Raw genomic sequence first — 17,927 nt, forward strand, 5'->3', positions numbered from 1 at the left:
AAGCGGCGTGTCATCGAGCGGATGTCGGTTTGATCTGGAGAATGTCCAGCCTTTTGGGTCATCAGCGCCCCTCCCGGCAACCCTTTCCCCGCCACGGCGCCGGGTACGCGCACTCCTTGACGGACAAACATGACCGGTCGAGTCCACGCTCTGGCTAACTGTCGGACGTTTTTCCACCCGAACGAGTGTTGCCCGCCGCAGCGCCCGCCTTGACGGGGCTGTCCTTCGCGGGCGCTGCGGGTGTCTCAAATGACTCCAACGCTTCGAGTACGTCCTGCACGCGGGAGATTTCCGCCTGAATGTCCTCGCGTCTGCGGACCAGGACATCGAGCTCGCGCTGGCCCTCGTCGACCGTACGTTTCGCCTCTTCCGCGGCGTCGGCGAGGAGCTTCTCGGCCTGCCGGCCCAGTTCGTTCTTCTTCTGCTCGGCTTCCTTGAGCAGCCCGTCGGCCTTCCTCACCGCGGCGATACGGACCTTGCTCGCCTCCGAATTGGCGTCCGCGATCAGCTCCTTGGCCTTCGCCTCGGACTCGACCCGCTGCTCGTCGGCGGCCTTCATCAGATTGTCGACACGCTCGCCCGCGGTTCTCAGCTGCTCGGACGTCTCGCGCCGGGACCGCTCGTGCAGTTGCTCGACCTCGTTCTCCGCGCGCTCCCGCAGCTCCTCCGCGCGGGCCCGGATGGCCGTCGCGTCCCGGCGCGCGCCGACGAGCAGCTCGTCCGCGTCCGTACGGGCCTTCTCCACCAGGGAGTTGCCCTCGACGGTCGCGTCCGAGGTGATCCGGCCGGCCTCGTTACGGGCGGCCCCCACCAGCGTGTCCGCCTGGGCCTCGGCCTCGGTGGCGGCCCGAAGGGCCTCCTCCTGCGCCTTGTTGATCAGCTGATCGGCCTGCTCGGCGGCGTCGGAACGGCGCTTGGCCGCGTCCTTGCGCGCCTCGTCCAGGAGCCAGTCCGTCTCCTCCTGGGCCTCGCTCCTGAGCCGTTCCGCGGCGGCCTCGGTCTCCGCCTTGAACCGCTCGGCCTCGGCCCGCAGCCGCTCGGCGGCCTGCTGTGCGGAGCCCACCGTCTCGGCGGCCTCGGCGTGCATCCGTTCGGACTCGCTCGTGGCCTCCCCGATGAGCCGGTCCGCCTGGCCCGCCGCGTCACCACGCATACGGTTGGCGTCCTCGCGGGCCTCCGCACGGGCGCGGGACGCGTCCTGCTCGGCCGAGGCGAGCGCGTCCGACGCCTCGGTCCGCAGCCGCTGCGCGTACTCCGAGCTCTCGGAGCGCAGCCGCTCCGCCTCCGCGATCGCCTCGCCGACGGTGCGCTCGGCGAGGGCCTGCGCGGCGTCGGCCTCCTCCTGGGACCTGAGCCGGACCCGGTTGGCGTCCTCGGCGGCGCGCTCCCGCTCCGCGTACGCGTCGGCCCGGACCCGGTCGGACTCCTCCCGCGCCTCGGACTTCGTCTGCTCCGCCGCGTGTTCGGCCGCCGAACGCAGCCCGGCGATCTCTCGCTCGGCCTCGTCCTGGAGACCCGCGACGGAGTCCCGTACCTGCTGGGCGGTCTGCTTGGCCGCGGAGACCATGTCCGTGGCACGCCGGTCGGCCTCGTCGACCAGCCGCTGCGCCTCGGTCTGCGCCTCCTCGACCCGTTTACGGGCCGAGGCGAGCAGCTCCTCGCTCTGTTCGCGGGCCCGCTCGCGCTCCTGGTCCGCCTCCGTACGGGCGGCCGTCAGGGTCTCGTCGGCCTCGCGGCGGCGGCGGCTCGCCTCCTCCTGCGCGGCGGCCAGCGCCTCGGCCGCCTCGGTACCGACCCGCTCGGCGGCGGCAGCGGCCTCGGCCCTGACCCGGTCGGCACTCTCCTGCGCCTCGCTCTTGAGCCGCTCCGCCTCGTTGGAGGCCTCGGAGCGCAGCCGTACGGCCGCGGTCTCCGCCTCGGCGCGGTACTGCGAGGCATCGGACGCGGCCTCGGTCCGCAGCCGCTCGGCCTCCTGCTCGGCCTGCGCCTGGAGCGTACGGATACGTTCGGCGGCCTCGGTGCGCAGCCGCTCGGCCTCCTCCGCGGAGTCACGGCGGAACCGCTCGCCCTCGGCGCGGGCCTCGGTGAGCGCCTCCTCGGCGCTCGACAGACGCTGCTCGGCCTCCGTATGAAGGCGGGTCAGCTCGTCGGCCGCCTCGGCCTTACGGGACTCGACGCCCCGCTCGGTCTCCTCGCGCAGCTCCAACGCGGCCTGTTCGGCGGCGGTCCGGGTGGCCTCGGCCTGCTCCTCGCCCTCGGCGCGCAGCCGCTCGGCCTCGGCGCGGGTGCGCTCCAGGGTCTCTTCGGCCTGCCGGCGCAGCGTGGTGGCGCGCTCGATGGCCTCGGTACGTACCCGCTCGCTCTCGGTGGCGGCGCCGGAACGCAACTCGTCGGCGTCCGCCTTGGCCTTCGTCAGCAGTTCCTCGGCGGACCTGGCCGCCTCCTCGATCTGCTGGACGGCCTCCCGGCGGGCCTCGCCCCGGATCCGCTCGCCCTCGGCGACCGCGTCGGACCGCAGCTGCTCGGCCTCGCCGCGCAGCCTGCGCGCCTCCTCCTGGAGCTCGGTGGTCTTGGCGCGGTACTCCTTGGTGTCGTCCTTGGCCGCGCCCTTGAGCTGATCGGCCTGCTCGGCCGCCTCGCCGCGCAGCCGGTCCGCCTCGGCCTCGGCCTCGCGGCGGATCCGGTCGGCCTCCTCGCTCGCGGACCGGGTCGTGGCCTTCGCGTCGTCGGACGCCTTGGTCAGTACTTCCTCGGCGGTACGGGCCGCCTTGGCGAGCTGGGCGGCGGTGTCCTCGGCGGCGACCGTACGGGCCTTCTCGGCGGCCTCCGCGACCAGTTTCTCGCCCTCGGCGCGGGCATCGGCGAGCGCCTGCTCGGCCTCGGCCTTGGTGGCCTCGGCCTCCTTCGTCGCCTCCCCGACCAGCCGGGCGATCTCCGACTTGGCCGTACGGGTGCGCTGTTCGTTCTGCGACTCGGTGCCGGCCAGCTGCTTGGCCGCGCTCTCCTTGGCCTCCGTGACGACCTTCTCGGCCTCGGCACGCGCCTCGCGCAGCCGCTCCTCGGCCTCCTGCATCCGCTGCTCGGCGGCGCGGGTCAGCTCGGTGGCCTGCTGGCGGGACTGGTCGGCCTCGGCGGAGGTCGACGTACGCAACTGCTCGGCGTGGGTGCTGGCCTCCTGCGCCTGCGAGGACGCGGCGTTCAGCAGCCGCTCGGCGTCCCGGCGGGCACGCAGCAGAACCGTCTCGGCCTCGGAACGGGCCGCCTCCGACTCCGAACCGAGCCGCCGCCGCGCCTCCTCGGCGACCCGCGCGGCCTCCGCGCGGGCGGCGGCCAGGGACTGCTCGGCCTCCGCGCGTGACTCGTCGAGCAGCCGCCGGGCCTGGGCCTCGGTACGGGCACGGAGCTGCTCGGCCCAGGCGACGTTCTCGTTGACATGCGATTCGACGGTCTGCCGGCGCTCCGACAGCTCCTGGTCGAGCCGCTGCCGCCGCTGGACGGCCTCGGCGTGCAGCTCGGCCTGGAGCCTGGCCTGGTGCTCGGCGTGCTCCTGGAGGATGCGCTGCGTCTGGGCGCGGGCGTCACGCAGCTCGCGCTCGGCGTCCGCGCGCATCTGCTCCGCCTGCATCTGGGCGTTACGGAGGTGCTGTTCGGCCTGGTAGCCGATGTCTGAGGTGTCGTAGGACGGCCGGGTGGCCAGACTGCGGCGTGCCTCATGGAGCTTGGCGCGCAATACCTCGACCTGGTAACCGAGGTCCTCGGCGTGCTGGACGGCCTTCTCCCGCGCGGTCTTCAGCCGGTCCATCTCGGCTTCGAACCGCGAGAGGTGGTCGTCGTCAGCTCGGTGGCTCTCCTGGCGTTCGTAGCCCCGCACTGCGCGGTCCCATCCGTCCCCTGGTCGCAACTGCCCAATTGAGCACCGTTCGCGGCGAACGGCCCCCCGGGGAATGGTGACAGATCTACGGCAGGGGCGCGGCCCCGGCCCGGCCCCGGCCCGGAGCGCCCCACTGTACCGGGCCGGGAATCCTTAAGGTCAGTGCTCCGAGGCGGAGGTGACGAGTTCGGTGAGGACTCCGTGGCAGTCCTTCGGGTGGAGGAAGGTGATGCGGGAGCCCATGGAACCCGTCCGCGGCTGCTCGTACAGAACGCGTACGCCCTTGTCGCGCACCGCCTCCGAGTCCCCGTCGACATCCGCGGTCCCGAACGCGATGTGATGGACACCTTCGCCGTTCTTCGCCAGCCACTTGCCCACGGCGGAATCTTCCCGGACCGATTCGAGCAGCTGAAGATAGGAAGCCCCGCCGTCGGACGTCCCGTTGATCCTGATCATGGCCTCGCGGACTCCCTGTTCCTCGTTGACCTCGGTGTGGAACACCTCGAAGCCGTACGTGGCCCGGTAGAACTCGACGGTGGCATCGAGGTCGAAACAGGCGATTCCGATGTGGTCGATTCGCGTCAGCATGCTGACAGTGCAGCGCCCCGGCGGCGGTTACGCAACGTGCCTCCCATCACACGCACTGCCTGGTGACCCGCTCTGCTACCGCTCAGTAAGCTTGCGGTACACCTTCTATTGGGGGCACTCCTCCTTAAACCCCCCGTCTCGTTCACTCCTCAAGCTGCAGGCAAAGGGGATCGCGTCTCATGTCTGGAACGAACACCACCACATCCGTGATCGTCGCCGGCGCCCGTACCCCCATGGGACGGCTCCTCGGCTCGTTGAAGCCCTTCTCCGGCGTGGAGCTGGGCGGCTTCGCCATCAAGGCGGCACTGGACCGGGCCGGAATCACCGGCGAACAGGTGCAATACGTGATCATGGGGCAGGTGCTCCAGGCGGGCACCGGGCAGATCCCGGCCCGCCAGGCCGCGGTCAAGGCCGGCATCCCCATGAGCGTCCCCGCGCTCACGGTCAACAAGGTCTGCCTCTCCGGACTCGACGCGATCGCGCTGGCCGACCAGCTGATCCGCGCAGGCGAGTTCGACATCGTCGTCGCGGGCGGCCAGGAGTCCATGACCAACGCCCCGCACCTGTTCCCCAAGTCCCGTGAGGGCTACAAGTACGGCGCGGTCGAGATGCTCGACTCGATGGCGTACGACGGACTCACCGACCCGTTCGAGGACATCGCCATGGGCACCTCGACCGAAAAGCACAACACGCGGCTGGGAATCGCCCGTCCCGAACAGGACGAATTCGCGGCACTCTCCCACCAGCGGGCCGCCGCCGCGCAGAAGAACGGGGTCTACGACGCCGAGATCACCCCCGTGGAGATCCCGCAGCGCAAGGGCGACCCGGTGCTCTTCTCGCAGGACGAGGGCATCCGCGCCGACACGACCGTGGAATCCCTCGGCAGGCTGCGCCCCGCGTTCGCCAAGGACGGCACGATCACGGCGGGCACGGCCTCGCAGATCTCCGACGGCGCGGCGGCGGTCGTGGTCATGAGCAGGGCCAGGGCCGAGGAACTGGGCCTGGAATGGATCGCCGAGATCGGCGCCCACGGCAATGTCGCCGGCCCGGACAACTCGCTCCAGTCCCAGCCGTCGAACGCCATCCTGCACGCCCTCGGGAAGGAGGGCCTCGGCGTCGGCGACCTCGACCTGATCGAGATCAACGAGGCCTTCGCGGCGGTCGCCGTGCAGTCAATGAAGGACCTCGGGGTAACCCCTGAAAAGGTGAACGTGAACGGCGGCGCCATCGCCCTCGGACACCCCATCGGCATGTCGGGCGCCCGGCTCGTCCTGCACCTGGCGCTGGAGCTGAAGCGGCGCGGCGGCGGGGTCGGCGCGGCGGCACTGTGCGGCGGTGGCGGCCAGGGCGACGCACTGATCGTGCGCGTGGCCAAGTAGGTACTGCCGGGAGAGGCAGTACGGACGGGAACAGGAGCTGTGATGCGGGACGTCCCCGAGCTGGTGGCCCAGGCACGCGAAGGCAGGCCGCGTGCCGTCGCCCGGCTGATCTCCCTGGTCGAGGGGGTGTCCCCGCAACTGCGCGAAGTGATGGCGGCGCTGGCACCGCTCGCGGGCAACGCGTACGTCATCGGCCTCACCGGGCCACCCGGAGTCGGCAAGTCGACCTCGACGAACGCCCTCGTCTCCGCGTACCGGCGAGCGGGCAGGCGGGTCGCCGTCCTGGCCGTCGACCCGTCCTCCCCCTTCTCCGGCGGAGCGCTGCTCGGCGACCGCGTCCGGATGTCCGAACACGCCTCGGACCCCGGCGTCTACATCCGCTCGATGGCCACCCGCGGCCACCTCGGCGGCCTGGCCTGGGCGGCCCCGCAGGCGATCCGGGTCCTGGACGCGGCCGGCTGCGACGTGATCATCGTGGAAACCGTCGGCGTCGGCCAGTCGGAAGTCGAGATCGCCTCCCAGGCCGACACCTCGGTGGTACTCCTGGCCCCCGGCATGGGCGACGGCATCCAGGCCGCCAAGGCCGGAATCCTGGAAATCGGCGACGTCTACGTGGTCAACAAGGCGGACCGGGACGGCGCCGACGCGACAGCGCGCGAACTCAACCACATGCTCGCCCTGGGCGAGTCCCGCGCCCCCGGCGACTGGCGCCCACCCATCGTCAAGACGGTCGCCGCGCGCGGCGAGGGCATCGACGAGGTCGTGGAAGCGCTGGAGAAACACCGAGCCTGGATGGAAGAACACGACGTCCTCACCGAACGCCGGGCCCGCCGCGCGGCCCGCGAGGTGGAGACGATCGCGATCACGGCCCTGCGGGAACGCATCGGAGACCTCCACGGCGACCGCCGCCTGGGCGCACTGGCGGAACGGGTGGTGGCGGGGGAACTGGACCCGTACGCGGCGGCGGACGAACTGGTCGCGGGAGTCACGGGCGGGTAGAGGGCCCCCACCGGACAGGGGCGGCACCACCCCAGGCCCGGGGCGGCGGCCCCACCCACCCCCACGCGACCGGCAGACCGGGATCCGGCGGGAGGGGGACGGGGTCGTAGGAGGTGCGTGTCCGGAACGTAAAGCGTGATTTGTGGCGCACACCGGCCCGTCAGTCGAAGAACAGAGCCGTACGCGCCGTAAATCATGCAGTGCAGGACATGTACCTCCGGAGGCCCCGGCCCCCGCATCCACCACACACCGTCCCCCCGCCGGACGGCGACCAGGCCTCCGATCAGTCGTCGTAACCGTCGTCGCCCTTGTCAACGCCGTCGTCGTCACTGTCCGCCGTGACCTTGCCGGTCTTGGCGTTGACGTTCAGCTCGTGCGACCGGCCGTCCTTGCCCTTGACCTCGACCTCCCACCGGTTCGTCAGGTCATCGTCGATCTCGATGGACCTCACGGCCCCGGGCACGGACGCCAGGGCCACGGATGCCGCCTTCCGGACATCCACCGTGGCGGCGCGCAGCGCGGCGCGCTCATCGCCGTCGCCCGCACTGTCGTCGCCGTCGTCGTCACGGTCCACGCTGACCGTGCCGGTGGCCGGGTCGACCCTCAGGTCGCGCCAGCGGTTGTCCTTGCCGAGCAGGTCGACCTCCCAGCGGTCGGCGCTGTCGTCGTCCCGCTCGACGGAGGCCACCGCGCCCGGATACTTCGCGAGCGCCGCGGCGGCCGCCTCGCTCGCGGTCAGGCTCTTACGGCTCTGTACGGGACCACCGTCGTCCTGAGAGCCGGAGCCGGAGCCGGAGCCGCCCGGGACCCCCGAGACGTCGGAGTCATCGGCGTCATCCGAATTGTCGGAGTCATTCGAGTCATCCGAGTCGTCCGTAGGGCCGGGCGCCGTCGGGCTGACCGTCATCGAGTCGTCCGACGACCCGGTCTGCGAAGGGAGTTGGGGCAGCGTCGCCGATGCGTCCGACCCGGAGCCTTCCTGGCCTCCGGCGCCGCTCACCGCGACCGCGGTGCCGCCGCCGATCAGAGCCGCCGCGGTGATGGCTGCGATGACGAGGTTGCGCTTCATGGGGGTCCTCCCGAGTCGGTCGTGCGTTTCGAACAACTTCAATGTGCCGGAGAGAAGCTGAAGCCACCCTGAAGTCAGCTGAAGAGATCTTCAGGTTGGGTTTGGGAAGGTGGGCCCATGCGCTTGTTGATCGTGGAGGACGAGAAGCGGCTCGCGGTGTCACTCGCCAAGGGCTTGATGGCCGAGGGTTTCGCCGTGGACGTCGTCCACGACGGCCTCGAAGGGCTGCACCGGGCGGGTGAGGACGTGTACGACCTGGTCGTGCTCGACATCATGCTGCCCGGCATGAACGGCTACCGGGTCTGCGCCACCCTGCGCGCCGCCGGCAACGACGTGCCGATCCTGATGCTCACCGCCAAGGACGGTGAGTACGACGAGGCGGAGGGGCTCGACACCGGCGCCGACGACTATCTGACCAAGCCGTTCTCGTACGTGGTGCTCGTCGCCCGGGTGAAGGCGCTGCTGCGCCGCCGGGGGGCGGCCGGCGCCTCGCCCGTCCTGCGGATCGGTGCGCTGAGCGTCGACACGGCGGCCCGCCGCGTCTTCCGGGACGATACGGAAGTGGCGCTCACCGCCAAGGAGTTCGCCGTGCTGGAACAGCTGGCGGTCCGGGCGGGTGAGGTCGTCGGCAAGCCGGAGATCCTGGAGCACGTCTGGGACTTCGCGTACGACGGTGACCCCAACATCATCGAGGTCTACATCAGCACTCTGCGGCGCAAGATCGGTGCCGCGTCCATCCAGACGGTGCGCGGCGCCGGATACAGGCTGGTCACGTCATGAGCCCCGCCGGCCCTGGAAACCCCGGAAGCCCGGAGACCCCCACCAGCCCCACAGACCCCACCGCGAACCCCACCGGCGCCCTCGCCGCCGTACGGCGCCGCTTCGCGTCCGTACGGGCCAAGGCCACGCTCGGCACGACGGCCGTGGTGGCGGTCGCGCTGGTGGCCGCCGGGATCGCGGTGCTCCTGTCACTGCGGACGAACCTCACCGGCCAGACGGACCGGGAGGCCGATTCGGCGGCGCGTGAGGTCGCACTGGACATCGCCTCCCAGGTCCCGGAGAAGACCTCGTACGCCGGTCTCGACCTGCCGGACGACGAGGACCATCCGGTACAGGTGACGGACGAGAGCGGCCGGCTGCTCGCGGCCAGCAAGGATCTGCAACGGATCAGCGGCACCGGACTGTCCGCGGTCACGCCGCAGAAGAGCCCGTCCCCGTCTCCGTCGGCGAGCGCGACCGCCGGGTCGGACGACGATGACGACAGCGGGGACGACAGCGGCGACGACATCGCTGACGACGATGACCACGGCGGTGACGACGATCCCGAGATCGGTCAGATCGGTGGCATCTTCAGGCATACCTCGGGCACCGCGACGGTCGACGGGCGGACCGGGGACTACCGCTTCGCCGCCATCGATGTGACCGACCGCAAGGGTCGGACGGTCATCGTCCACGCGGGCGCGTCGCTGGCGGCCCGGGAGAGCGCGGTCGGCACGGCCGCCGTGTCGATGCTGGCGGGCCTGCCGGTCCTGCTGCTGGTCGTCGGTGGAGCGACCTGGCTGGTGACCCGGCGGGCGTTCCGGCCGGTGGAGGGCATCCGGAGCGAGATGGCGGCCATCACCGCCTCCGCCGACCTCTCCCGGCGGGTCCCGGAGCCCGCCACGCACGACGAGGTGGCCCGGCTGGCCCGTACGACCAACGAGACGCTCACCGCGCTGGAGGTCGCGGTCGACCGGCAGCGCCGCTTCGTCGCCGACGCCTCGCACGAACTGCGCAGCCCCATCGCCTCGCTCCGTACCCAGCTCGAAGTGGGCGACGCTCACCCGGAGTTGCTGGATGTCCCGGGCGCGGTCGCCGACACCGTACGGCTTCAGCGCCTCGCCGCGGATCTGCTGCTGCTGGCCCGCCTCGACGCGGGGGAGGGGCCGGGGAGCGCGACGCTGGATCTGGGTGTGATGGCCCGCGAGGAGGTCTCGCAGCGGACCACGGACCGTATCCCCGTGTCGCTGGACATCGGGACGGGAGAGGGGGCCGGTGCCGAAGTCGCGGGTTCGCGCGGCCAGTTGGCGCGGGTGCTCGGCAATCTGCTCGACAACGCCCAGCGGCACGCCCACGCGTCGGTCCACGCGACGGTCCGCCGGACGGGCGGCCAGGTGGTGCTCGCGGTCGCCGACGACGGCTCAGGGGTGCCGGAGGCGGAGCGGGAGCGGATCTTCGAGCGGTTCGTACGGCTCGACGACGCCCGCAGCCGTGACGACGGCGGCGCCGGGCTGGGGCTGGCCATCGCGCGCGATGTGGCCGAGCGCCACGGCGGCACGCTCACGGTCGGACGGGCCCCGGCCGGCGGCGCCCTGTTCGAACTGCGCCTGCCTGCCGCGGACGACACCGACTGACCCCGGCACCGCCCTCACCCCGCCGGGCGCGCGACCGGTCGCTCACGGAACCGGGCCGCCGCCGCCCGCCCGTTCCTGTTCCTCAGACCTTGCCGCGCCTGCCGCGCAGATGCTCCGCCACCGGCATGAGCGATGCCCGGAGCTCCGCCAGCGCCTCCGGCGAGAGCAGGTTGATGAAATGCCTCCGCACGGATTCGACGTGGTGCGGTGCGACCTTGTGCATGGTCTCCATGCCATGGTCCGTGAGGACCGCGTACAGGCCGCGCCGGTCGGATTCGCAGTTCTCCCTGCGGACCAGACCACCGGTTTCCATCCGGGTGATCTGGTGCGAGAGCCGGCTCTTGGACTGGAGCGTGGTGCCCGCCAGGTCGCTCATCCGCATCCGCCGGTCCGGGGACTCGGAGAGGTTCACCAGGATCTCGTAGTCGTTCATGGTCAGGCCGAACGGCTGGAGGTCTTTCTCCAGCTGGTGTGTCAACAGCTTGTTGACATCCAGGTGGGTGCGCCATGCGCACTGTTCCGCGTCGCTCAGCCAGCGAGTGGCCGTCTCGGTCTCCATGTATGGATTCTACCTAAGAAGTTGAATTCTGGACGAAGCCTGCGGGTGTGAAGCGCGATCGGCCAGGCCCCGGAAGGGGCGCAGGCGTTCGACGTCACACTCCGCAGACTACCGCTCACAGCCCGAAGCGACGCTGGAGATCCCCCAGTTGACCGGGCATTCGAGGTGTGGATCCGGGTGTGGACCCCTGCTGTCCCCCGTGTCCGGGTGCCGGACCGCCGCCGGGCACCCCTGGCTCCGGTGCCACCGCGCCCGTCGGCTGCTCCGCCATCAGCATCTCGGTGGACTGGAGCAGTACCGTGCCGGACCCGACGAACTCGAACTGGTGCTCCTCGCCCGAGGTTCCCCCGATGCCCGTCAGGGACCGCAGGCCGCCCAGCACCCCGGTCAGATAGCCGTGATCGTAGTGGTGGCAGGGGGAGGGGCAGTCCGCCCAGCCCACCAGCGCCTGGGGATCCACCCGGATCGGTGGCTCCATGAAGACCACGGGTCCGTTGGACGCCGCGACGAACTTCCCCGTACCGATCAAGGTCAGGAAGCCCGGCACGATCGACTGCTTCAGCGCCAGCGAGGGCTGGTACGCGAGCAGGTTCCCGGAGCGGACCGTCAGATTGCCGTCCTCAAGATCGAACGAGTTGACGTCGAAGGCCCGGTCGGCGAGCAGCATCTTGCCGCTGCCCTCGGCGACCACCCAGTCGGCCGCGTGGAGCGGCGAGTGGAAGCTGCTGCGCACCAGCCGCTCGAACCGGCCGTGGCCGATGCCGTCGAAGTTGACCTGCCCGTAGTAGGCGATCATCTTCCCCTTCTGGAGGAACCACTGGCTCCCTTTGAGTTCCACGCAGAAGGTGTACGCGTTGACGTTGTCGTCGCTCGGCAGCGTCGACGGGTCGAAGATCACGGGGGCGCTCACAGCTTCTCCTCCGACGCCTGGACGTACACCGCACCGTTGCCGCTCAGCTCCAGCTGGAAGGCCTCGCCCGAGCCGCGTCCCACCATGTCGCGCCAGCCCAGCGCGGTGGAGAGCTTGTTCCGTACGTCGCCGTGGTGGGCGACATAGGCCTGCGGGTCCACATGGACGTCCCGGCCCGGGGTGATGGGCACCTCGATCACGCCGCCGTGCGCCATCACCGCGACCGCGCCATGTCCCTTGAGGGTCGTCGTGAACAGGCCCTGGCCCGTCACCTGGCCGCGCACCATGCCCATGACCCCGCCCTGCGAGCCCATGAACATCGTGCCCTGCTGGAGGGTCCCGTCGAAGGCGAGCAGCCGGTCGGCCTCCACGTACAGGGTGTCGCCGGCGAGAGCGATGACCTGGATGTGATGGCCACCGTGGCCGAACATCACCGTGCCGCTGCCCTCGACCGTCATCAGCGGGGTGGCCTCATTGGCGACCCGCCGGCCGATCATGGACATCACGCCGCCCTGGCCGCCCTGGATGTTCGGCGTGAAGCTGACGTCCCCTCGGTACGCGAGCATCGCGCCGCGCTGGCTGAACATCTTCTGGCCGGGGACCACCGTCGCCTCGACCATCCGCGAATTGAGCTCACGGAACGGCATCACACATCGCCCCCGATCGTGTTCCGCTCGCTCGGCTGTACGTAGACGAGCCCGTCGCCCTCGAAGCGGATCTGGAAGGCCTCGCCCGAGCCCTCGCCCATGAACGTCCGGAAGTTCACCCCGGACTGGAAGTGCTGCTGGAGGCGGCCCTGGTGTGCGATGTACGCGCCGGGGTCGACATGGAGCGGGTACTGGGGGGTGACCCGGAGGATCACCGCCTGGCCGTCCGACGTGAGGGCGGCCTGACCCGTCCCCTCGACGGTGGTCGTGAACAGGCCATTTCCCGTCGCTCCGCCCCGCAGCCCGGTGAACGTCGTGCCGGTCCGCAGTCCGGCGTCCGTGCAGAGCAGATTGCTCGCCTCGACATAGAGCGTCTCGCCGTGCAGCGAGACGAGGTTGATCTCGCTCGCCCGGTCGGCGAAATAGCAGGTGCCCTGGCCCTTCACCTCCATCACGGTCATCTGTTCGCCGGTGAGGCGGCGGGTGACCATCCCGCGCAGACCCTCACCGCCGCCGGACATCTTCTTGAAGGCCATCCGGCCGTCGTACGCGACCATCGAGCCGTTCTTCGCTTTGACGGCATCGCCGGTCATGTCGACGGCGAGCACCTTGCTGCCTTGCAGTCGGAACTGAGCCACGGAACCGACGGTATCCGGCGGCACCGACAGCCGACAGGGCATCCGGTCCCGGACCGGACCCCGAGCTGTCCCGGACCGGCCCCTGAGCCGGACCCTGATAACGGTCGGGCAAAGCCGTGCTGCCACAATGAGGCAGCGCTTGTGCACGCATTCACAAGATCACGTTTGCCCCCCGATGACGAAGGTGCTTCCTCGTGGACATCAAGACCGCCTCCTCCCTCCACCGACTCCGCCTGGTCTCCGCGCCCGAGGCCGTGTCCTTCCTCCTGCTGCTGGTCTGCTCGGTGCTCAAGCGCACGACGGAGTTCAACGCGGTGCCGGTCATGGGAGCGGTCCACGGCCTGCTCTTCGTCGTGTACGTGCTCTTCTGGCTGGACGCCTGGAACCGCACCAAGTGGTCCTTCGGGACGGCGGCCCTCTACTTCGTGCTCTCCGTCCTGCCGGCCGGCGGCTTCTTCGCCGAGCGCAAGCTCAAGCGCGCCGCCGAGGACGAGGTCATCGCCTCCCGCGCCCGCCGCGAGGGTACGGTCAGCGCATGATCGTCGCCTTTTCCGTCTCTCCGCTGGGCGTGGGGGAGGACGTCGGTGAGTATGTCGCCGACGCCGTCCGGGTGGTCCGCGAATCAGGGCTGCCGAACCGTACCGACGCCATGTTCACCTCGATCGAGGGCGAGTGGGACGAGGTGATGGACGTGGTCAAGCGTGCCGTCGCCGCCGTCGAGGCCCGCGCCGGGCGCGTCTCGCTGGTCCTCAAGGCCGACATCCGGCCCGGGGTCACGGACGGCCTCACCTCGAAGGTCGAGACGGTGGAGCGCCACCTCTCGGCCTGAGTGCCTGTCTGAGCGCCTGCCTGGATGCCTGCCTGAGTGCCTGCGAGGGCCGCACTCTGACGCCCCGTATCCCCCGGCCGCACCCATACCCGTACTCGCACCCGTACCCGCGTCCGGGGGCCTGACGGCCCGTACGCTCCGCAACCCGTACGCAGTAACCCTCGAACGTAAAAACCGCTCGCACGGACGCTTCCAGTCGACACGCCGGTGAATGTCCCCTTCTGTGGTGATATCCACCCCGCGACTCGGCTGGAGGCACCGTGCGGCCTGATGGCTACGACTACGACGGCTACAGCTGTTTGGCCGGTCCCCTGAAGGAACCGGACCGGAGCGTGGCATACCGGGTGCGGTACCGCAGCCTGCTCGCGCGGGAGACCCGCCGAATACGGGCCGTCCTGCTGATGACCCTGGCGCCCGTCCTCTCCGGCGTCCTGCTGGTCTACCTGGTCTGGCCCACCCACCGCACCGAGCGGGAGGGCGGCCGGCGCTGGCTGATCGCCTTCGACCATTTGATGCTCGGGTCGATCGGGCTCATAGCCCTCTTCATGCTGGTCAACGTCGCCTCCGTCGCCCACGCCACGATGGTCGCCAGGGACCCCATACCCGTCCCCGCCGAGGTCGGCACCCGCGTCGCCTTCCTCACCACGTACGTACCGGGCAAGGAACCGCTCACCATGGTGCGGGCCACGCTCGAAGGGGCCGTCCGGCTGCGCCACTGCGGACCGCTCGACCTCTGGCTGCTCGACGAGGGCGACAGCGTCGCGGCCAGGGCGCTCTGCGAGGAGCTGGGGGTCCGTCACTTCACCCGAAAGGGTGTGCCGGAGTGGAACCGTGACAAGGGCGTGCACAAGGCGCGCACCAAACACGGCAACTACAACGCGTGGCTCACCATGCATGGCCACGACTACGACTTCTTCGCCTCCGTCGACACCGACCACGTCCCGCTCCCGAACTTCCTGGAGCGGATGATGGGTTACTTCCGCGACCCGGACGTCGCCTTCGTCGTCGGACCCCAGGTGTACGGCAACTACACCTCACCGGTCACGAAGGCCGCCGAGTCGCAGCAGTTCCTCTTCCACGCGCTGATCCAGCGGGCCGGCAACCGTTACCACGCTCCGATGTTCGTCGGCACGAACAATGTCGTACGGGTCAGGGCGCTGCGGCAGATCGGCGGACTGTGCGACTCGATCACCGAGGACATGGCCACCGGCTTCGAACTGCACCGCCGGAGGAACCCCCTCACCGGCCGGTTCTGGCGCTCCGTCTACACCCCCGACGTGCTGGCCGTCGGTGAGGGCCCCGCGTCCTGGACCGACTTCTTCACCCAGCAGCTGCGCTGGTCCCGGGGCACGTACGAGACGCTCTTCAAGCAGTACTGGAGGGCGCCCTTCCGGGTGCCGCCGGGGCGGCTGCTCAGCTACTCGCTGATGCTCGTGTACTACCCGATGACCGCCGTCAACTGGTTCCTCGGCATCCTCAGCTGCGTCCTCTACCTGTGGCTCGGAGCGTCCGGCACTCAGGTCTCGTCGTCGGTCCTGCTGATGCTCTACAGCGACGCGGCCGCGCTCCAGATCGGCCTCTACCTCTGGAACCGCCGCCACAACGTCTCGCCCCACGAACCCGAGGGCTCCGGCGGCCTGGCCGGTATGGCGATGTCCGCGCTCTCCGCGCCGATCTACCTGAGGTCGCTGGCCTCGGCGCTGCTGCGCACCGACGGCCGCTTCGTGGTCACCCCCAAGGGCGGCGAGGCCAGCCCCGACCGGCTGATGACCTTCCGGATCCACATCTTCTGGGCCGTTGTGCTGGTCACCTCGCTCATCGCGTCCATGTACCTCGGCCACACCCACGCGGCGATGCGCACGTGGGCCGTGCTGGCTCTGGCGATCGCGCTCGCTCCGATCGGGGTCTGGATCTGGAGCACACGGCAGGAGCGGGGTGCCAGGAGTGCCGTCCGTACGAACGTGACCACGGCGGGCGAGGAGCAGGAGCCGGCCTTCGCGACGACGACAGGAGGGAACTGAGCCATGGCGAACCGGAACCGGTACCGGCCCTCGATGAAGTTCAAGAAGAAGCTGCTGGGCGGCGGAGCCCTGGTGGTGCTCGTCGGCCTCAACGCACCCGCCGTCGTCTCCTTCGCCACCGAGAAGTACCACGCCTACAAGATCGCGCAGCCGGGCTACAAGCAGCGGTACGGCTCGTGGGAGACCCTCGACGTCCCGAAGAAGTACCGTACGAACGCGATCCACGCGGCCCTGCTGCACTCCGGCAAGGTCCTGATCATCGCCGGTTCGGGCAACAACCAGAAGAAGTTCGACAAGGGGTCCTTCGACACGATCCTCTGGAACCCGGCGGACAACAGCTTCCGGAAGATCCCCACCCCGGAGGACTTCTTCTGCTCCGGCCACTCCCAACTCGCCGACGGGCGGCTGCTGGTGGCGGGCGGCACGGCGCGCTACGAGGTGCTCGACGGCGAGGTCGACCGGGCGGGCGGCCGGATGAGGGTCAAGAACGAAGACCCGGACCGGGCCCACACGTTCAAGAAGGGCACGCGCTTCCGTGCCCCGTCGGGCGTGGAGTTCGTCAGCAAGTTCGATGTCACCGTGCCGAGGGCGAAGAAGGACTTCAAGGTCTCCTACGGGCAGGGCGGCCGGATGCTGCCCTGGAAGACCAAGGTGACGGCGGGCGAGGCGCGCGTGTTCGTGGAGGCGGCCGAGAAGGGGCCGCAGGGGCTGCGGACGCAGGCCGCGCAGTACGAGATCGTCGGCCTCAAGGGCAGGGACGCGGACAACCTGTACGGCATCGCGCAGAAACTCACCACCGAGAAGCAGGACTTCCAGGGCATCAGGTCCGCGTACGAATTCGACCCCAGGGCCGAGAAGTACATCCCCGTCGACCCGATGGAGGAAGCCCGCTGGTATCCCACGCTGGTGACCCTGGACGACGGCAAGGTGCTCGCGGTCTCGGGCCTCGACGACGTCGGCGCGGTACTGACGGGCGACAACGAGCTGTACGACCCGAAGACCAAGAAGTGGTCCAAGGGGCCCAGCCGTTACTTCCCGACGTATCCCGCGCTCTTCCTCACTCAGGGCGGAAAGCTCTTCTACTCCGGCTCCAACGCGGGCTACGGACCGGCGGAGAAGGGCCGGCGGCCGGGGCTGTGGGACCTCAAGGCGAACACGTTCTCCGAGGTCGGCGGGCTCACCGACCTCGACCAGACCGAGACCTCGGCCTCGGTGATGCTGCCGCCGGTCCAGGACCAGCGGGTGATGCTGTTCGGCGGTGGCGGTGTCGGTGAGTCGTCCAAGGCCACCGGGCGTACGGCGATCATCGACCTGAAGCAGGACAACCCGGCCTTCCGGGAGGGACCCCGGCTGCCGCAGGGGACGCGCTACCTGAGCAGTGTGCTGATGCCGGACGACTCCGTGTTCACCACCGGAGGCTCCTCGGACTACCGCGGGCGCAACGCGAGCGACATCCTCAAGGCGCAGTTCTACGACCCGAAGAGCAACACCTTCCGCCGGGCCGCCGACCCCACGGTGGGGCGCAACTACCACTCCGAGGCGCTCCTGCTGCCCGACGGCCGGGTGGTCACCTTCGGCTCGGACCCGCTCTTCGGCGACGCGGACAACACCAAGCTCGGGACCTTCGAGCAGCGGGTGGAGATCTACACGCCGCCGTATCTCCAGGGCGACAAGGGCCGTAAGGAGAACCGCCCCGCGCTGGGGGAGGGCCCGCGCGAGGTCGCCCCGAACGGGCGGGCGACCTTCCGTACGGCGCGGCCCGACCGGATCGCCAAGGCGCGGCTGATGCGGCCGAGCGCCGTGACACACACGACGGATGTCGAGCAGCGCTCGGTCGACCTGAAGCTGAGCAAGGGCACGGGCACGCGCCGGGACTCGGTGACGGTGGAGGTGCCGAAGGACCGGGCGGTGGTACCGCCGGGCTGGTACATGCTGTTCGTCACCAACGCCCAGGGGGTGCCGTCCGAGGCGAAGTGGATCAAGGTGAAGTAGAACCTGGTCCGTCTCGGCTTCAGCCTCTGCCT

15 protein-coding genes are annotated in these 17,927 nt (G+C 70.2%); 8 read left to right on the top strand and 7 right to left on the bottom strand.

The genetic code is table 11. The features are described from left to right. Positions 1-154 precede the first annotated feature (154 nt). Positions 155-3,871: a polarized growth protein Scy gene (scy, locus tag ACIQD6_RS04455; protein ID WP_401877823.1), complete on the bottom strand. Its 3,717-nt coding sequence runs from the start codon at positions 3,869-3,871 to the stop codon at positions 155-157. 159 nt (positions 3,872-4,030) lie between these two features. Then, entirely contained in the window at positions 4,031-4,459 is a 429-nt protein-coding gene (gene mce / locus ACIQD6_RS04460) for a methylmalonyl-CoA epimerase (protein ID WP_401877825.1), read from the bottom strand. 179 nt (positions 4,460-4,638) lie between these two features. Here mce and ACIQD6_RS04465 point away from each other — a divergent pair, with 179 nt between their 5' ends. Then, entirely contained in the window at positions 4,639-5,838 is a 1,200-nt protein-coding gene (locus tag ACIQD6_RS04465; RefSeq protein ID WP_401877826.1) for an acetyl-CoA C-acetyltransferase, read from the top strand. A gap of 42 nt (positions 5,839-5,880) precedes the next feature. After that, positions 5,881-6,837, top strand: a complete 957-nt coding sequence (meaB, locus tag ACIQD6_RS04470; protein ID WP_401877828.1) for a methylmalonyl Co-A mutase-associated GTPase MeaB — start codon at positions 5,881-5,883, stop codon at positions 6,835-6,837. Between the two features lie 283 nt (positions 6,838-7,120). Here meaB and ACIQD6_RS04475 read toward each other — a convergent pair whose 3' ends face one another. Beyond that, positions 7,121-7,906, bottom strand: coding sequence for a PepSY domain-containing protein (locus ACIQD6_RS04475; RefSeq protein WP_401877830.1), 786 nt, complete (start codon positions 7,904-7,906; stop codon positions 7,121-7,123). A 117-nt stretch (positions 7,907-8,023) separates the two neighbouring features. Here ACIQD6_RS04475 and ACIQD6_RS04480 point away from each other — a divergent pair, with 117 nt between their 5' ends. After that, complete coding sequence (locus ACIQD6_RS04480) at positions 8,024-8,686, top strand: response regulator transcription factor (protein WP_401877832.1); 663 nt, start codon at positions 8,024-8,026, stop codon at positions 8,684-8,686. A 143-nt stretch (positions 8,687-8,829) separates the two neighbouring features. After that, positions 8,830-10,299, top strand: coding sequence for an ATP-binding protein (locus tag ACIQD6_RS04485; protein ID WP_401878145.1), 1,470 nt, complete (start codon positions 8,830-8,832; stop codon positions 10,297-10,299). Positions 10,300-10,381: 82 nt separating this feature from the next. Here the strand turns inward: ACIQD6_RS04485 and ACIQD6_RS04490 are convergent, their stop codons facing one another. From ACIQD6_RS04490 to ACIQD6_RS04505, 4 genes are all read right to left on the bottom strand, one after another. After that, positions 10,382-10,858, bottom strand: a complete 477-nt coding sequence (locus ACIQD6_RS04490; RefSeq protein WP_401877834.1) for a MarR family winged helix-turn-helix transcriptional regulator — start codon at positions 10,856-10,858, stop codon at positions 10,382-10,384. Between the two features lie 115 nt (positions 10,859-10,973). After that, positions 10,974-11,768, bottom strand: a complete 795-nt coding sequence (locus ACIQD6_RS04495; RefSeq protein WP_401877836.1) for an AIM24 family protein — start codon at positions 11,766-11,768, stop codon at positions 10,974-10,976. Next, positions 11,765-12,415 (bottom strand): AIM24 family protein, encoded by a 651-nt coding sequence (locus ACIQD6_RS04500; RefSeq protein ID WP_401877838.1) that lies wholly within the window; start codon positions 12,413-12,415, stop codon positions 11,765-11,767. The genes ACIQD6_RS04495 and ACIQD6_RS04500 overlap by 4 nt, the downstream gene beginning before the upstream one ends. Further along, positions 12,415-13,053: an AIM24 family protein gene (locus ACIQD6_RS04505; protein WP_401877840.1), complete on the bottom strand. Its 639-nt coding sequence runs from the start codon at positions 13,051-13,053 to the stop codon at positions 12,415-12,417. Before ACIQD6_RS04505 ends, ACIQD6_RS04500 begins: the two co-directional genes overlap by 1 nt. Before the next feature lie 194 nt (positions 13,054-13,247). Between ACIQD6_RS04505 and ACIQD6_RS04510 the strand changes: the two genes are divergently transcribed. From ACIQD6_RS04510 to ACIQD6_RS04525, 4 genes are all read left to right on the top strand, one after another. Continuing rightward, on the top strand, positions 13,248-13,592 hold the full coding sequence (locus ACIQD6_RS04510; RefSeq protein ID WP_401877842.1) for a DUF3817 domain-containing protein: 345 nt from the start codon (positions 13,248-13,250) through the stop codon (positions 13,590-13,592). Then, the gene (locus ACIQD6_RS04515) at positions 13,589-13,882 is read left to right on the top strand and encodes an MTH1187 family thiamine-binding protein (RefSeq protein ID WP_384911061.1); all 294 of its coding nucleotides are present in this window, start codon (positions 13,589-13,591) and stop codon (positions 13,880-13,882) included. Before ACIQD6_RS04510 ends, ACIQD6_RS04515 begins: the two co-directional genes overlap by 4 nt. 260 nt (positions 13,883-14,142) lie before the next feature. After that, positions 14,143-15,903 (top strand): glycosyltransferase family 2 protein, encoded by a 1,761-nt coding sequence (locus ACIQD6_RS04520; RefSeq protein ID WP_401877844.1) that lies wholly within the window; start codon positions 14,143-14,145, stop codon positions 15,901-15,903. 3 nt (positions 15,904-15,906) lie between these two features. Next, positions 15,907-17,895, top strand: coding sequence for a galactose oxidase-like domain-containing protein (locus ACIQD6_RS04525; protein WP_401877845.1), 1,989 nt, complete (start codon positions 15,907-15,909; stop codon positions 17,893-17,895). The last annotated feature ends 32 nt before the right edge of the window (positions 17,896-17,927 follow it).

Source organism: Streptomyces sp. NPDC088400, from assembly GCF_044753355.1.
Classification (GTDB): domain Bacteria; phylum Actinomycetota; class Actinomycetes; order Streptomycetales; family Streptomycetaceae; genus Streptomyces.

Bases quoted from the DNA above. Each gene is read 5' to 3' on its own strand.
- ACIQD6_RS04525 (WP_401877845.1), top strand. From the start codon at position 15,907: ATGGCGAACCGGAACCGGTACCGGCCCTCGATGAAGTTCAAGAAGAAG.
- ACIQD6_RS04500 (WP_401877838.1), bottom strand. From the start codon at position 12,415: ATGCCGTTCCGTGAGCTCAATTCGCGGATGGTCGAGGCGACGGTGGTC.
- ACIQD6_RS04490 (WP_401877834.1), bottom strand. From the start codon at position 10,858: ATGGAGACCGAGACGGCCACTCGCTGGCTGAGCGACGCGGAACAGTGC.
- ACIQD6_RS04475 (WP_401877830.1), bottom strand. From the start codon at position 7,906: ATGAAGCGCAACCTCGTCATCGCAGCCATCACCGCGGCGGCTCTGATC.
- ACIQD6_RS04480 (WP_401877832.1), top strand. From the start codon at position 8,024: ATGCGCTTGTTGATCGTGGAGGACGAGAAGCGGCTCGCGGTGTCACTC.
- ACIQD6_RS04515 (WP_384911061.1), top strand. From the start codon at position 13,589: ATGATCGTCGCCTTTTCCGTCTCTCCGCTGGGCGTGGGGGAGGACGTC.
- mce (WP_401877825.1), bottom strand. From the start codon at position 4,459: ATGCTGACGCGAATCGACCACATCGGAATCGCCTGTTTCGACCTCGAT.
- ACIQD6_RS04465 (WP_401877826.1), top strand. From the start codon at position 4,639: ATGTCTGGAACGAACACCACCACATCCGTGATCGTCGCCGGCGCCCGT.
- meaB (WP_401877828.1), top strand. From the start codon at position 5,881: ATGCGGGACGTCCCCGAGCTGGTGGCCCAGGCACGCGAAGGCAGGCCG.